Genomic DNA, 15,051 nt, shown 5'->3' with positions numbered 1-15,051 from the left:
TTTAAAATTAAGGAATATAAGCGTCATTAAATATAATTTCAGTACTGCACCAACAAGGCCCATATAATGAATTAAGCTTTTGAGTTAACTTAAATTTATCCCCATATTTATAGGCATTGGGTAAATAGATAATATATTCCCAAGCACTAGTGCCTAATGGGTCTCCAGTAGTGGAAGTACCTATAATAAAGTTCCCTCTGGAAGTTATAAAGTGTCGTATATCAAAGCAATCTAATACTAGGCTTAACACCTCTTTAGACCCCTTATTGGGCCAGATATTAGTGTATGAATTAGATATCAATAATCTTTTAGTTTGGGTTGCCCAGGTTTTATCCCAATAATCTCCTGTAAACCCAGTTAAAGGTGCTAAAAAATCTAACCATTCTGGGTCACATAATAGAGGATTTAGCTGCCTGGGTAAGTCATCAACTTTTAATTTAGTTCCTATTAGTAATTCATCAAAATAACCTGTGAGCCATTCAGTAATTTCATTAGTCTGATAACACTCAGGTAATCTACTGTGTATAGGTTTATTAGTAGCCCAAGATTCAGAAGTTTGCATTATACAAATCCCCCAGACTCAGTGAACGATTCACCTTCCCCACGCAGGGCTTCATACACTACGCCATTCTTATCTACTAATTGCATGAATAGGGAATAAGGGTAAGGCAGCGTATAATCATTTGGTATGGGGATATTTGAAGGAGTTCCATTTATACTTAGGGTACCTCCATCTACAATTACACCTGTGTTCCTTAGAGCATAACCAACTTCAAAAAATAATATGTCTTTACTTAATGAGTAATAACTAGGGTTTAAATAATCTTGGTACGCTTCCCATAAAATATCAAAGGCTTCTTCTGGGTCTACCCCAGGAGATAAATTATATTGTAATTCTGCAACAATAGGTAATAGTTCAATAGGACTAGCATAGAGGGATGTACCTAACTGAATTCTCTTTGCTAATTCAGATTTAACATAAGTAATTTGGGCATCATTTGCAGGTTCACCATTTGAGTTTAGGAGAAATAAATGAACTGCCCCTAATTCTCTGTTAGTCTTATTACTAGCAAGTAAACCTATAGCTTTACAGACTGAACCTTCACCTAATAAAGCTTCAGCAGCCTGTTCATAATCAGTGACGCTTACTAAGTTTCTAAGTCTAATTTGAGTAAGTGCTCTGTTGATGGCAGAAGCCTCACTTTCTAAATCTGAGCCACCTGAAGCAGCTTCGATATTAGTGACACCAGCAAGGTAAGTTAAGGGTTGAGTTATTCCAGTAATAGAGTATGCTGAAATGTTGTACTCAGAACCTACTTCCTCAGCAGTAGCAGTTACACTACCTGAAACTAATCCAGCAGGAATTATCAAAGGGGCATCAGTAAAGAATGAAAGTTTACCATTACTATCAACTACTTCAAACCCTTCAGGAATTGTGAATATAACACTTTGAGGAGAGCTAATACTAAAGGTTAGTGTAGTTTTAGCTTTGGTTCCAGAGCTACGAGTAACCCCAGTAATCTTAAGAAAGTCAATTACTAAAGCTAAAGGTAATTGATTTATATAGTAAAGTAATTCAGCCCCAGCAAAGGCTTGACCTTGTATTAAAGCTGCAATAGGGGAATTCTCTGTAAAATCATTTAATAAGCCACCAGAGGCATTGTAGACCTTTAATTTAGCTTGTTCTACAATTTCTACCTCATTGCGTGGGTCTAAAGTTATCGAAGTTAACGTAATATCAGCCATATTTAAATAGTTATTTTTATAGGATTTTGTTCAAGTTCTCCATACGACCAATACACTAAGATTACAGCTTCACCTTGGTCATTTATTGATCCATCAACTTCAAATTCAGCATCACGAATATATTTATCTAACCCTGTCTTAAATTCAGAAGTGATTAGGTTAATATTTGAAATACTAGTAAATAGGGAATCAGTTCTGCCATAATTAGGAACCATCACCCTTTCATTAGTTTCAGTTTGAAGCCAACTAAGGATGTGCCCCTTAATTAAATCAGCTTCACTAGCCACAACAAGATTTCCTCTTACTGGGTCAATAGTAAGAGGAAAGTTAATACCTTGAGTTATCATAAATTTCTGTTATCTAATATATATGGGTGTCCCATTACTTAGCTCCACCCAGAAGTTACTATGTGGTCACCCCTACTATCTGTAGCCCCAACAACTGCCACAGGCTGGTTATTGATAGTCATAGTGCCTACATTAGTTAGCCTGAACCCGTACCCGCCGCAGTCAATTGTAAGTACGCCCCCAGTTACTTCGCTTGTTCCATTACTATATAACTTAAATGCCCAGGTACCTGCTTGCAGTAAGACATATTGGGCGGCGCTTAAAGTAATAGCCTGTAGAGCTTGCATAAAGATGTTTCTTTTAGAGTACGCTTTAACATCTTGAGTAGCTGTAGAAATTATACTTTTTTCAGAGTTAATAGCTACTTCACCACTTACATTTAAAGTATCAGCTCCACTTATTGAAACATTTTTATCTCCAGGGATTGCTGAGTGGTAATCATTGACTACATCTTCTTTGTCTTTAGGTGGGTTAGTATCATTAACTATAGGAAGGTAACAAGCATTGGATTCTAAGCCATCTACAAAAAAGACTAATACTGTTGAGTTAATGGGAGGTAAGTTAGCATCTACTCCAGGGGCGATATCAAGTCTTCTAATCCAATCACTTTCTATAGAAGGGGATGAGGGAAAGGAAACTTTAATTCTACGCCTACCTAATTCATCCTGGTTATTCACTACTATCCCTAAAGTTGGATAAGGTATTCTACCTTGTTGATCAAGCGCAATTTGGTTAGCTTTTACAGACTGATTTAGTATTTCAAATATATTATTCATAATTAGATTGGATCTCCTTTTTTTGGTAGTTTTACTCTCAAACCTGGATTAATTGGGGTACCTGCTACTCTAATTTCAAAATGCAAATGGTTCCCAAAGGAATGACCTGTATTTCCCATTAATGCAATTACTTGACCTTGTTTAACTTGCTGACCATTACTGACTAGAATCTTACTAGCATGAGCATAAGCAGTTTGTTCATTATTTACATGGTCAATGATTACTTTGTTGCCGTAACCATCGTTTGCATTTCCCGCAGAAGATACAGTTCCATCAGCAGCAGCTTGAATTGGAGTTCCCTCATTATTGGCAATATCAATCCCTTTATGGAGTTTAGTAACCCCATTAAGGGTTCTCATACCATAAGGGGAAGTAAAGGTACCATGTGCAGGAATAATATAATTATTAGACCCTGAATTTGCATTATTACTAATAACCGGATTTTCTATTGACTTAACTGAAGGGATATCACTACTAGCAGACTTGTTTTTCAGAGGAGAATAGCATGTAGCTCTGCTAACAAAACTTCCTCCAGAGTATGTATGGGTAATAGTATCAATTACCCACATTCTGTCAAGGAACTTGCTAACCCCTTTAGTTAGAAATAAAGTATCAGGGTCAAGTGTTAAAACTTCAGGGGTAGTAGGGAATTCAGTTTGGGCTATGATACCTTTGATTCTGTTTTCATCACTTACTCTCTGACTATCAGTAGTATCAGTAGCCCCTGTAGTTGTAGGGGCGGGAATAGGGCTTATAGCTCCTGTGGTGGATGGTAAGCTATCTCCACCTGTGCCAACAACATTTTCCTTTTTCTTCTGAACCATTACCCCAGTGTCAGGGTCAACCTCAAACTTACGCTCACCAACTGAAGTGGTCTCACCTGGTTTAGACGACCTTGCACCTCCTGAACTGGAAGTTTGAGCTTGGTGAGAGACAGTAAATGTGCCACCCATGTCTGTGCCATACTTACATACAAAAACATTCTGGTCAGCTTTTGAATCCTTACGCGGCCCTATATATAATGTTGGGCCAACACAGTGAACTCTATAACCAATTCTTCTAGCTTCAATTAATAGTGCCTCATAATCTGTGATTCCTCTTTGAGGGAACCTAGTATACAGAGGGCCATCTTGAGGCATATCCAGTTTCATTCCATAATTGGAAGTAATCTTTTTAGCTATCTTTTTAAAAGTCAGATTGGTGTAAACAGTATTCCTAACTATTTGGGTTAAAACAACAGTGGCGGCAGTTCCAGAAAACTCAAGGGCATCAGGTTCAAATAGAGAAAACTTGAGTCCAGTATGAATGAAAGAATAAGCTGCGATCGCTTTACCCCCATAACCCATCTCAACTGTAATTTGGGCACCTGCTAGCGTCTTAGCAATTGGGGTAACTTGAGTGGTAGGTGATTGAGAAGCTGCTACTGAGGATGCAACATTAGCAGAGGGAATACCACCTTCTTTATAGAACTTAATTCTACTCAGATAGTAGGTTTTTAGAGCGCTCATGGTCTTTGTGGGTTGACCATAAGGAGAACCAGGAAGGGACGCCCAAACACTATTTACCTTAGTGATAGAAGACTCAAAGTTACCCTGCTCTACATCATTAACAGCCCCTTTTTGTCTAATTAATTCTACTGCCCCTTTATCTTGGGATACAGGGGAAAAATCAGGTAAACCTAAACTACTTTGTAATCCAGCCCAAGTAGTATTTAAAAATTGATATCTACCGGATGCACTAGAGGAATAACCACTTAATTTAATTACTTTATTTGGATGTTTAGCGTAACTGCTGAAAGTACTACCCCCAAAAATCATGTTGTACTTAGCACCTTCAGCAAAGGCTATAGTATCTAAAGTGGCTCTCATATTAACAGAGAGAGTAGAATCTACTGTATAGTCTGGGACTGAAGAGTTAGACAGTTGAGAAGTTTTGGACTGAGCACTTTGTTGAGTTGCAGTCTGTTCCTTAGTCTGATTACTAGTGGATGAAGCAGAAGTAGTCGTAGAATTTTCTACTAATTCAACTTTAATATTGGTTAATACTCCAATATTGTAAGCAGCTTGATAACCTTTCGTGTTACTAAGTTCGTTAAATGCTCTAGTAAAAAGGTCAATGCCTTTATCAGATAATCTGGGATTTGGCCCCCAATCTTGGATATCACAAATAACAGATTTACCATTATCAAGATTAGTGACTTTTACTTTGTCTCCAAACTTGAGATCAGTAAACATCCCCTCTTGACCAAACTGTTTAGCGGCAGCAGGATTGTTATATCTCATTGCACAACCAAAGTCTCTGTCAGGATATAGACTATTACCTTTAGACCCTGTAGAGTCATTAAATACAGTAGCTTTAGTTTTCTCAAATAAGACTTTACCAGTGACACCTACTCCTGAATTAGCATCAGGAATTGCTGAGTTAGTAATTGAGGTTACAGAAGGAGTGGCGGCTACTGATTTAGGGGCTTCTACTGGATCTAGACCGCCTACACTTTCAACGTATGTAAAGAACTTATCTACAAGGGTTTTCTTAGGGTCATAGACAGTGAAGTTACAGCTTGACTGAGCTTTACCCTCTGCCAATGTTACAGATGCCTTAATGAGCTTTCCATCCCCAATTGTGAATGTTTCTGCTTCAGTGCTACCTTTAGAGCCTATAGTAATCTTTAGAAAGGGGTCACACAAATATTGACCTGGGTTAGGATTTTGATTATTAATATAAGACATAATTTAAGGCAGCACCCATGAGATTAATTGCCAAGCAGGTTGAGTTTCTTCATACCCTTCTTTAGAGCTTTTTAGTTTATAAATAAGTTCATCTTGTGAGGTAGGAGCAATACCCTTAGCTAATCCAGAAAGGGATAGATTTACATCTCTGAGAATATTCTCTTGGCTAGTGCCCAATAAATTTAATATGGTTTGGGCTTCTCTAGACTGAGTAATTTCAGTAATAGTGGCTTGAACTTGGTCGCTGACATTTGATATCTGGGCAGAGGCAGCTAATCTAAATTTACGTTCAGCTACTTCTGGGTTAGGAATGGTTAAGGTTTGACCTACTTTAATTACTTTGAAAATGTCAAGGTCATTCATAGTGGCTAACTCCCGCCAAGCTGTAGAGTCTCCTAATACTTCATTAGCAATCTTAGTTAGAGAATCCCCAACATTGAATGATACGTTTTTGGGGGTATTTAAAGGTAAAGTACTCATATTATTTTTTAATTAAATTCCCTGTAGATACATCCAGCTTGTCATTTTTATATAATCCGATAGTCCCTAAAGATTTACCTTTGCTATCAAATATTGAAACTGTCCCATTCTTGGCCACTGATAGTTTATATTTACTAGATTTAACTAAAGTAGATAAATATTCAGGAAGCTTTTTAGCGTTAGCTTTAAGCCACGCTACAGCCTTTGTATTACCTTCTTGGATTTGTCTATCAGTTAACAATGAGGTAGTGCTTAAAGCGCTTTGCAGACGGTCTCCAGTGGATTCTGATTTAGCTTTATCTGGTAGTTGATTTGAAGGGATTTCTAATAATGTAAAATCTAATCTGGCTTCTGCAACTTCACCACCTAACCAAGCTGTCTCAGTCCATTTGATGTCAGTGATAACTGCTGGGCCAAAGCTATCCTTACCCCATTTAAAAGTTACAGGGGAAGGAGCATATTTACCTTTAGCTGGCTCTGCTACCATTAAGGCTTGAAGTCTCTGTAGGAGCAGTTTACAACTCTTAGTTTCACTATGACTTTCTAGTAGTAAGTTATTAAGTTGTAAAGTTAGCCCAGAAGTGTAGCCGTATTGCTGAGAGGGAGTAGAAGTTAATGCAGTCATACCTTGGTTATACTTGGCACTTCTGCTGAATGATTTCTCCTCTGGGTTATACAAAAATGCGAAAACTTCTTTACCTAATTCATCTACAAGATAAGCATAGATATCCGTTATATACTCAGCATTAGGTAGACCATTAAGTACTTTAGTATTGATTGACATATATTTAAAAAAATAAACCCTCCCTTTGTTAAAGGAGGGAATAATTGTATAGTAATTGAAGCTTATATAGCGGTAGCTAAATTGTTTTGACTATAGCTATTCCATCTATCTGCAATATGCTGCATCACTGTATCAGCTATCTCTTGTCCATTAGTAGCGGCTGTATGGATTACTATTGAACCAATACTTAACCCACCACCTCTACCTACAGAAGAAACTAATTGAGCCTGTTGCTGCCTATTAAGAATAGCTTCAGTTGAGTTAGCTATCACAATACCAGCACCAGCAGGGGCAGCTTTTTGCTCTCTACTAATAGCTGACATTAGGGAGCCAACATTAAACCCATTAGCATAATTATTAAGCTTTGAAGTAACAGTAGGGTGATCTATCTCCCTGATTTTTCTTGCTTTTTGTAAGTTATCTAATGTGGGGTCAGACTGGATAGCCGCCACCCTTTGATTCTTAGCAGATTGGTCGTCTCTTCCAGTTAATTTATTAATAAAATTATCTAGGAAATATGTTATCTCCTCAATAACGTTACCTATCTTTTTACCTAAAATATCTATAGGCGCAGTGAATGCTTTCTTGAATACTTCTATAACAGAAGTCCAATTTATGTTGGCTAAGAAGACCCCTAGACCTGTGAACATTCCTCCAATGATACTAATTACGGTATCAAAGATGGCTCCTGTATCTAACTTCTCTAGGAACTTGAGTACAGTGTTTAATACATTAGCCAGGACTACACCTAAGCCGCTAAAAATATTACCCCAGTCTAAACTACCTAATGCTTTGAAAGCTTTATTAACTATTTCAGATAATCTGCTTCCCCAATCAGTAGAGATAAGAAAACTACCTATACCCTTAAATAATCCACTTAGAGAATCCCCAAGTAACTTAGCAATATTTCTGAAGTCTACAGTTTCAAAAAAGATTACCAGTTCATTAAATTTAGAAGTTATCTGATTACTAATTCCACTAAATATTGATGCCCAATCTAAACCTCTGAGATTACTTATACCATTATTAAGTATACTACCTAAGCTTTTACCTAATCCTCTGAACTCAAATAAGTTAGAGATGAATGAGCTAAATTTTGATTTTAATTGCTCTGCATTGCTGCTAGAAGAATTAGTAAAACTTAAAGTGGTATTTAAACTTTCAACCCACTTGGTAACATTATCAATCCCACCTTTGAGGTATTTTAATGTTGCATTAGGGTCAATTCCTAATTGAGTTAATACACTACCTATAGTGTTAAATAACCCATTATCCCTTATTAAGGCTTTTAGGGTATCATTGAACGCATTTAGAACAGATTGGTTGCCTTCTGTCTTGTCATCTAAATCCTTAAGTAAACCAAAAATACCTTGAGAGGGATTAAATAATTTATCCTTAAGTGATTCTAATAATCCACTGACTGAATTACCAGCAGCTTTTATAGTGTCTTCTGTAACAAGTTGACCCTGAACTGCTTCAAGTATTTGCTTCCTTTCCTTAACAGTTAATTGCTCTAACTTCTTACCAGACTCAGATAATTTCTTTTGTACTAAACTTAAGAAAGCTGGGTTAGCTTCAGCAAATAGTAACTTCTCTAATTCAGATATTGAACTACCACCAAGGAATTTTGCTGTAAACTTAGAAACATCCTTAGAAGCAAGATTTGATGCCGCTCCTAAGAAGCCCATACCTCTAGTAATACTTGTAAGACCATCAAGGAATGCACCTTCATTAAATACCCCATTAGCATCCACAAAGGCGGGAATCAGATTATCCTGAATACCTAATGCTAATTGTTTATATTCTTCTGTGCTTCCAGGCAGGGAGGAGGCTATTTGATTAATACGTTTATCTAAGTTACTAAATACCTTTTCAGCATCTGCAAAGTTACGACCTGTTAAGGCAGCATAAGTAGAGGCTGCTGTGATATTATTTAACTGAATGTCAGCCGCTTCTTTAAACTTACTTGTTAAGGCTGATACCCCTTTTGATAGCCCTGCTGATAATGCTTCAGATAAAAGATTTGCTCTAAGTGTAGCACCCTCTATTAGCCCTGTTAGCCCTTTAAATACCCCAGATGCGTTATCTTTGGCATTGAGGGTTATAGTTACTTGATTTCCATTTGTTGCCATTTATTATTAAACCATTTCCATTTGGTCTTCAGAGAAACCCCACTCAGCTAACTTACTCTCCTGTTGCTTATAAGCCTTCTCATTTTGCTGGTCAATATAAAGATAAAGATGAAAGAGACAGTCTGATATTTCCATCTCTTCCATCTGTAAGTAGGAGGGACTAATATTTCCCCCACAGGCTATCATTAGTAATTTATATAATTCTGTAACTGTAAAGTAAGGTTGCCCTTGAATACTAATCCTTAGCTTTGCTTCCCAGATAAGCAAGTTTATCTCGAAAGTAACCAATAGCAGCAGCTACCCTCTCAATATCTTCTAACTCCAGGATGTCTAATAATTCCTCAAAAGATACTTTAGACTTCTTACCAAACTTGGTTACACAAAGCGAGGCTAACTTGAGAATAGCAAAGCTGTCAGTTTTATACTCTTCAGGAGAGTTTTTAAGGAATCCTTCAAGTAGTAAAAACTGTTTAGCTTTAGGGGATTTAACTTGTACTGGGGTACCATCGGTTAACTCAAAATCAACTGTCTGTTCATCTTGATTATAGATAGCTTCAAATTCATTAAAATTCTCTACTTCAGGTAAATCAGCCTCAACTTTATCTAATTCTTTTAATTCTTCAATTACTACTTTTTTAGCCATTATCTTTAATTATTTATTATGCAAATGTAGCGGATTCATAAGAGAACTCAAGAGTAGTTACAATAGTCTTAGAGCCATCTCCTGTGTCCACAGAAGCCATCATTTCTGAGCTAGCAAGCCTACAACCAGTCAGCTTCCAAGATTTAGTTCCACGGCCTTGTACTTCACCAGTTGCAGAACGTTTAATAGGTGTAATGCTCATATCAAATACATCGCCTTCTGCATGGTCTGCAAGGAAGCTATTGATAGCGTCATCAGACTCAGGATCATAAGGTTTTGAGATGGTGATATTAGCATTAGACTTTGTGCCACCACTAGCAGTCCTTTCAACTTGACTTAAGCCATCATTGTAGGTGGCCCGTTTGTAAGTTGTCTTTATACCACTGAACGTTGTCCAATAAACATTAGGAAGCAAGGTTAAGGTGATAGTAAAATCAGAGTTAACAACAGGATTAATCGTTGATAAAATTGCCATACTTTTATTTATTTTATTAATAGTTGAAGTAGGCTAAAGTTTATCTTTAGCCTACAGGATATTAGATTAGGCAGCAGGTAATTGAGTAGCAACAGTCTGAGCCTGATTTAATGGCAATGTGCCAATGCTGACTTTGATTGTGTTAACAAGTAGCTTTTCTAGAGCAGGTGCAGGAACTGCGTATACTTCTAAAACTACATTTCCTCTTTCCAATTCTTCTTGAGTGTTGTTAGTGAAGTTACAGATAACTTCAAAAGCAGCAGCTTCAGTAGCACCAAAAAGTAATCTACCTCTCCACAGTCTGTTACATACTGAGAAAGCTGTTTGAGAGATTGCATTTAGCAACAAACCAAACCCATCAATGGAAGTGAAAAGGTCATTATCAAAACCTGAACGGAGTGTTGAATTAAGGACGTTCATAATGACTCTAGTAGGTAGGAAAGTATAGAATTCACTAGTAGAGCGAGTTCTCATACCCCAAACTACAATCCCTTTGTTTCTCAGGTTTCTGATAACATTAACCCCAATTGGGTTGAGGATTTCTTGCTGTTGAGTATTAACTTTGGTTACTACATCAAGCACTCCCAGAACTGGGAACTTGGCACCTGCACCAGGTTGTTGTAAACCTTCCTCTCTGAAGCGTCTTGTGTGTAAACCAGCTACAGCAGAAGAAGGAGGAACTACAGTACTCTCAAGGTCTGTTAGGTAGGGATAGAAGAACGCAGAGTGGCCTTGAGGGCTGTTGTACAGTAATGCTTCAGTTTGAGCTTGGGCTGGTGTTAAACCTACACCTGGATCAATCAAAGCAATCCAATCAAAAGCAGGATCAGATGCTTGTGCTTCTAAAGCTAAACCAACTGCTTGACGGTCAGATTGCAGACTTAATAGTTGGAATGCTTCAGGAGCATAGATAAACCCTTGCGTATAAGCATCCTCAGCATCAAAGCTGTTCTCAACTGCGTAGACATAATCAATTGCAGCAGGGGTTGTAGGAGTTGTAACTGTTAAAGCTAAATTGGTACCTACTGACAGAGTTGGACTAGCAGCGATAGGGTCATCGCAGCGTACTATCAGAGCATCAGTAGTCAAACCAGCTTGTGCGGTTACTGAGCTAGCTACTACTGAGGAGTTGACAGCAGCAATCAAACCAGAAGCAATATCTGCTTTTGTAGGAGTACCTGTAGCTACGTAATTTACTGCTGTACCTGCAACAGTTACTGTATATGTACCAGCTACTGCTGTGGATACTGTTACTGTACGTCTGACAGCAATTGGGGTGCGAACAAAGAATATAAGGGCTCTTTTATCATTTCTGAACAAAAGGCGGATTGAAGCTTCACTAGGACTAGCACCAAACTGATTTGTGAAGTCAGCTAGGCTGCTTACTTGAGTTGGGTAAAGATAAGCTCCAGTTGCTGAGGAACCAACAATATAATGCGTCTCAAATGAAGCAATCTCAAGCGCTCTATATCCTTGGGTTGTCTCCACCAACTTTACTCCGGGAGACTTAAAATTTGTAAAAAGTGAGGTCATATTTTTATATTTAATCTATTAATTAATACTGTCCTAAGTACTCTTCAACCTGATTAGGGTTATATAAAGCAATATTATTTAGTAATATTAATTGTTGAATCTTCTATATAAGTAGAAGTATTGCTCTTTTTGAATTCAGGTTTAGCTCTATTAGTCCTAATAGTTATTTCAGATAAAGGAGGTGGATTTTCAATATTGTAATAATCAGCAGGTTGAATACTTGAGATATCTGGAAAGTCAGTTGTGTTGAAAACTACATCAAAAGCAAAGTTAAGGTTTACTAACCAATCCCCATCCTTTTGAGCTATTCTCTCCACTGTTATTGAATCTTCTACTTCAGCAGGTTGAAATGACTTAATATTTTCATCTGGCAATTGAAGTAGTGATAGTAAATGCACAGTACTGAGTACCCCCTCTAAGCCATTAAAGAGTAATGCGTCATAAGCTAAATCGTATGCGAATCTGTAGGTAATTCTATAAGGCAACCTTACTGAGGTTTCTATTAAGTTCAGCCCTACTTTTTTATGAACTAAGTTTTGTATTGGGAGAGCTATAGCACTACTACCTGGTTGATAATTATTTGAAGTAGGGCTGTATAAACCTTCTGGTACATCTAAATCCCAAGCGTCAATCTTTACCCTAACAGCTAAAAATTCTTTAACTTTCTGATGCGCTAACTGTATATTCATTTCTTATCCCTCTGCTCAGTTAAAATTAATTTATATACAGTAGAGTAAGTATCATTCGCATAAACTAAACTATAAATATTAGGCTTGTTAAAAGATTTAGTAGTAGGGTTAGAATAAACAACAGTCCCATAAGTTACTGGTGGGTCTAAAATAAATATCGCTCTAGTCTTAACCTCTGGTTTAAATAATGTAATAGGGTAGACTTTAGGAATCTCTACTTCAAGGTCATTAACTGTTACATAAATTGAGTCAGCCCCTGGAATTGCTATCTGCATATTCACAAATCTAGGGGAGACTGAAGTTATATAAGCTTTGGGATTTATTAAAGTATCTTCTATATTGGGAGCGCGGGTAATAGGGTCTGTTATTGTATGCCTTACTAATAGATATCTACGCTGAGGAACCCCTAGCTTGTCCTCTACTAAACTGAGCTTATTTTCAATTTTAGCCAGCTTTTCATATAGGTTCATTTGAGTTTATTGATTCCTTTAGCTATATTCTGTTGTAAGTTCTCATTAATAACAGGTAGCGACCTATTTACCATCTGCACTTTCTTTTCAACAAAAGGTGCGTAAATTACAGAGTTTGATAATGCTACTGATTTCCTGTTTACAGTTGTAAGCCAACCTGATTTTAGTGCCCCTGTTTTTGCAGGAGTAACATTCTTAACTGTATTCTTTGCAAAGTCTGCTGTCTCTTCTAAAGCAGCCTCTAGTATCTTTTTAGTGGTGACTCTACCCTCAAATAGTGGGCCAGATGCCTTAATAGTATAATGAAACATTTATCTTACCAATAAGCTGCGGTTGAATTACGTTTCCTATTAGGTAAGTATTTGTTGTAATTAACTCCTACCCTTAGTAGTTGCCCTAACTCAGCTAGCAACCTTGTACCTTCTGATTTCAGGTGAGCTACATGACTACTGTATGACAGTTTAGAACCCCTAGATTCCTTTACAAAACTGGTCTCAAGGGATTCTTTTAACAAACCATCAATACTCACCAACTCATCAAGAATAGTTAAAGCTCTATCAACTATAGTGACAGTGTAATCATCAGAAATTAGCTGACTTCTAACAGTAACATTGTAGATAGAATAACCTAAGATTCTCTCAAACTCTTCAACTTGAGGTATGGTGAATTGTGTCATTTACTTATGCACCAACGTTGCTTAGGAGAGCAGCCGCCTTAGGACGGTTCTTTAATTGCAATTGGGGCTTAACCAAGATGGCATAGTTTTCTGCATCTGGGTTGCTAGAAGGTAATTGCTCAATAGCAAATTGCATACCTTGGTTGCCGCTTGTGTTGTTCTGAGCAAACGTATATAAGGATACTTCAGATTCATTCAAGAAGTACATTGCGTTGGGGGTGCAATATGGGTCTTGGATTATAGGACGACCAGCATAACTAACACCTGTATAACCTAAATCTGCTTTACCAGCTTCTAGGATATTTGTGATGCCAGTATTAGCGTTAAACAACGTTTTATACTTAACAACCATTGCAGGTGTGGTATAAATTGCACTGAAGGTAGCGCCTTTGGTGGCAAGACCAGCTTCAATGTCTAGCAGCAAAGCTAGCGATAATGCACGAGCAGTTGCGTTATGGTTTACATAAGGGTTCCACAATGCGGAAGCAGCGATACCAGCGTAAGCACCAGCAGTTGTGGGTACAGCCGTTGTTAAGCCAATTAATCCACCATCAGAAGCTGCGCCTGCGCCAGTGTATAGCAAACCAGATAGTGATTCCATAAGTACGCGGATACCACTTTGGATTTCATAACCAAAAAGGTCACGTAAAGCACCCTTACCAGCAGCTTTTGCTTCAGCGATGTCTTCTTTTTGAATTTGGAAACTATGACGCAAGCGATTTGCACCAATAGCCAATTGAGCTGAAACAACTGAATCTTCAGAGTAGGTAGTAACGTTGGCAGTCGTAGCTTCACCTGTTACGGCAGCTCCAGAAACGTTAACGTTCCATTTGATAGCCTTTTGGCTAATTGTTTTCTTTTGAATACGATTCAACATTGGGAATTGATTCAGTTGCAAAGCAGCAACTTCTTCATCAACTACCAACTGTAGTGAGTTTAATGCACTAGCAATAACTGCCATAATATTTTATAAATTAATTAATGTTTTTGAGTGAATTAGAATGATTCAAATAAGGCATCTTCTGCCTTAAGTTTTTGATTAGGGTCAATTGGAGTTACCTTTGTTTCTTGAGCATCTGAACCTCTAACTCCTGAAGCAGGTAGAAATGCTTTTCCATCTTCTGTTAACAGATAAGAATTTAGTGCGTCTTCTAAAGTTGAAACACTATCACCTTTAGCCACATACCATTTGCCATTTTCTTCTTTGATTTTGTCTGCATTATCAAGTAAGAAAACTTTCTGTAGGGTTGAAGGACTGAGGGCTTTACTATTAGCAATTACCTGAGAAACTGCACTGCTACGTTTAGCTGCAATGGTCTCCAAATCTTTATTAGCTAATTGAGTCTTAAGTTCTGTTAGCTGCTGCTCTAAAGCCTTAAGGGTTAGCCTCTCTTGGACAGATTCAGTGGGGGTTTCTGCTACAGTGGGTTGTGGTGTTTGAAGTTTCTTAATTTCTTTAGTGAGACTTGCTGCAAGTCCTTGATTAGCCTTAGTAACCTCTGAACTGATTTCAGTTCTAAAAGAGTTTAGGGAAGCATCAATCAAAGTTTGAATTTCTTGTTCTGTCATTT

At 37.6% G+C, this 15,051-nt stretch carries 17 protein-coding genes; all 17 read right to left on the bottom strand.

The window, feature by feature from the left end; translation table 11 throughout:
* Window positions 1–7: 7 nt before the first annotated feature.
* The 17 genes from RMX98_RS25570 to RMX98_RS25490 all read right to left on the bottom strand — a co-directional run bounded on the left by RMX98_RS25570 (window position 8) and on the right by RMX98_RS25490 (window position 15,049).
* Window positions 8–562: a phage tail protein gene (locus RMX98_RS25570; protein WP_322680121.1), complete on the bottom strand. Its 555-nt coding sequence runs from the start codon at window positions 560–562 to the stop codon at window positions 8–10.
* On the bottom strand, window positions 562–1,746 hold the full coding sequence (locus RMX98_RS25565; RefSeq protein ID WP_322680120.1) for a baseplate J/gp47 family protein: 1,185 nt from the start codon (window positions 1,744–1,746) through the stop codon (window positions 562–564). Before RMX98_RS25565 ends, RMX98_RS25570 begins: the two co-directional genes overlap by 1 nt.
* A 2-nt stretch (window positions 1,747–1,748) precedes the next feature.
* Complete coding sequence (locus tag RMX98_RS25560) at window positions 1,749–2,093, bottom strand: hypothetical protein (RefSeq protein WP_322680119.1); 345 nt, start codon at window positions 2,091–2,093, stop codon at window positions 1,749–1,751.
* A gap of 38 nt (window positions 2,094–2,131) precedes the next feature.
* Window positions 2,132–2,869, bottom strand: coding sequence for a phage baseplate assembly protein V (locus RMX98_RS25555; protein ID WP_322680118.1), 738 nt, complete (start codon window positions 2,867–2,869; stop codon window positions 2,132–2,134).
* Between the two features lie 2 nt (window positions 2,870–2,871).
* Window positions 2,872–5,598: a peptidoglycan DD-metalloendopeptidase family protein gene (locus tag RMX98_RS25550; RefSeq protein WP_322680117.1), complete on the bottom strand. Its 2,727-nt coding sequence runs from the start codon at window positions 5,596–5,598 to the stop codon at window positions 2,872–2,874.
* A 3-nt stretch (window positions 5,599–5,601) separates the two neighbouring features.
* Window positions 5,602–6,078 (bottom strand): LysM peptidoglycan-binding domain-containing protein, encoded by a 477-nt coding sequence (locus RMX98_RS25545; protein WP_322680116.1) that lies wholly within the window; start codon window positions 6,076–6,078, stop codon window positions 5,602–5,604.
* Between the two features lies 1 nt (window position 6,079).
* Entirely contained in the window at window positions 6,080–6,862 is a 783-nt protein-coding gene (locus RMX98_RS25540) for a hypothetical protein (RefSeq protein WP_322680115.1), read from the bottom strand.
* 62 nt (window positions 6,863–6,924) lie between these two features.
* Window positions 6,925–8,994 (bottom strand): hypothetical protein, encoded by a 2,070-nt coding sequence (locus RMX98_RS25535; protein WP_322680114.1) that lies wholly within the window; start codon window positions 8,992–8,994, stop codon window positions 6,925–6,927.
* Window positions 8,995–9,229: 235 nt separating this feature from the next.
* Window positions 9,230–9,637, bottom strand: a complete 408-nt coding sequence (locus tag RMX98_RS25530; protein ID WP_322680113.1) for a hypothetical protein — start codon at window positions 9,635–9,637, stop codon at window positions 9,230–9,232.
* Window positions 9,638–9,653: 16 nt separating this feature from the next.
* Complete coding sequence (locus RMX98_RS25525) at window positions 9,654–10,112, bottom strand: hypothetical protein (RefSeq protein WP_322680112.1); 459 nt, start codon at window positions 10,110–10,112, stop codon at window positions 9,654–9,656.
* 66 nt (window positions 10,113–10,178) lie between these two features.
* Window positions 10,179–11,645 carry a phage tail sheath subtilisin-like domain-containing protein gene (locus RMX98_RS25520; RefSeq protein ID WP_322680111.1) on the bottom strand — a complete coding sequence of 489 codons (1,467 nt, stop codon included), beginning with the start codon at window positions 11,643–11,645 and terminating at the stop codon, window positions 10,179–10,181.
* 74 nt (window positions 11,646–11,719) lie between these two features.
* Window positions 11,720–12,334, bottom strand: coding sequence for a hypothetical protein (locus tag RMX98_RS25515; RefSeq protein ID WP_322680110.1), 615 nt, complete (start codon window positions 12,332–12,334; stop codon window positions 11,720–11,722).
* A complete protein-coding gene (locus tag RMX98_RS25510) occupies window positions 12,331–12,804 on the bottom strand; it encodes a hypothetical protein (RefSeq protein ID WP_322680109.1) in 474 nt (157 codons plus the stop codon). Before RMX98_RS25510 ends, RMX98_RS25515 begins: the two co-directional genes overlap by 4 nt.
* Window positions 12,801–13,115 carry an HK97 gp10 family phage protein gene (locus RMX98_RS25505; RefSeq protein WP_322680108.1) on the bottom strand — a complete coding sequence of 105 codons (315 nt, stop codon included), beginning with the start codon at window positions 13,113–13,115 and terminating at the stop codon, window positions 12,801–12,803. Before RMX98_RS25505 ends, RMX98_RS25510 begins: the two co-directional genes overlap by 4 nt.
* A 5-nt stretch (window positions 13,116–13,120) precedes the next feature.
* Entirely contained in the window at window positions 13,121–13,480 is a 360-nt protein-coding gene (locus RMX98_RS25500; protein WP_322680107.1) for a hypothetical protein, read from the bottom strand.
* Window positions 13,481–13,484: 4 nt separating this feature from the next.
* The gene (locus RMX98_RS25495) at window positions 13,485–14,441 is read right to left on the bottom strand and encodes a phage major capsid protein (RefSeq protein WP_322680106.1); all 957 of its coding nucleotides are present in this window, start codon (window positions 14,439–14,441) and stop codon (window positions 13,485–13,487) included.
* A gap of 35 nt (window positions 14,442–14,476) precedes the next feature.
* On the bottom strand, window positions 14,477–15,049 hold the full coding sequence (locus RMX98_RS25490) for a hypothetical protein (RefSeq protein ID WP_322680105.1): 573 nt from the start codon (window positions 15,047–15,049) through the stop codon (window positions 14,477–14,479).
* Window positions 15,050–15,051: the final 2 nt, after the last annotated feature.

Source organism: Nostoc sp. DedQUE02, assembly GCF_034531035.1.
GTDB lineage: Bacteria > Cyanobacteriota > Cyanobacteriia > Cyanobacteriales > Nostocaceae > Nostoc.
Note: the sequence above shows the minus strand (reverse complement) of the source record. Positions and strands in the feature narration are given on the sequence as shown.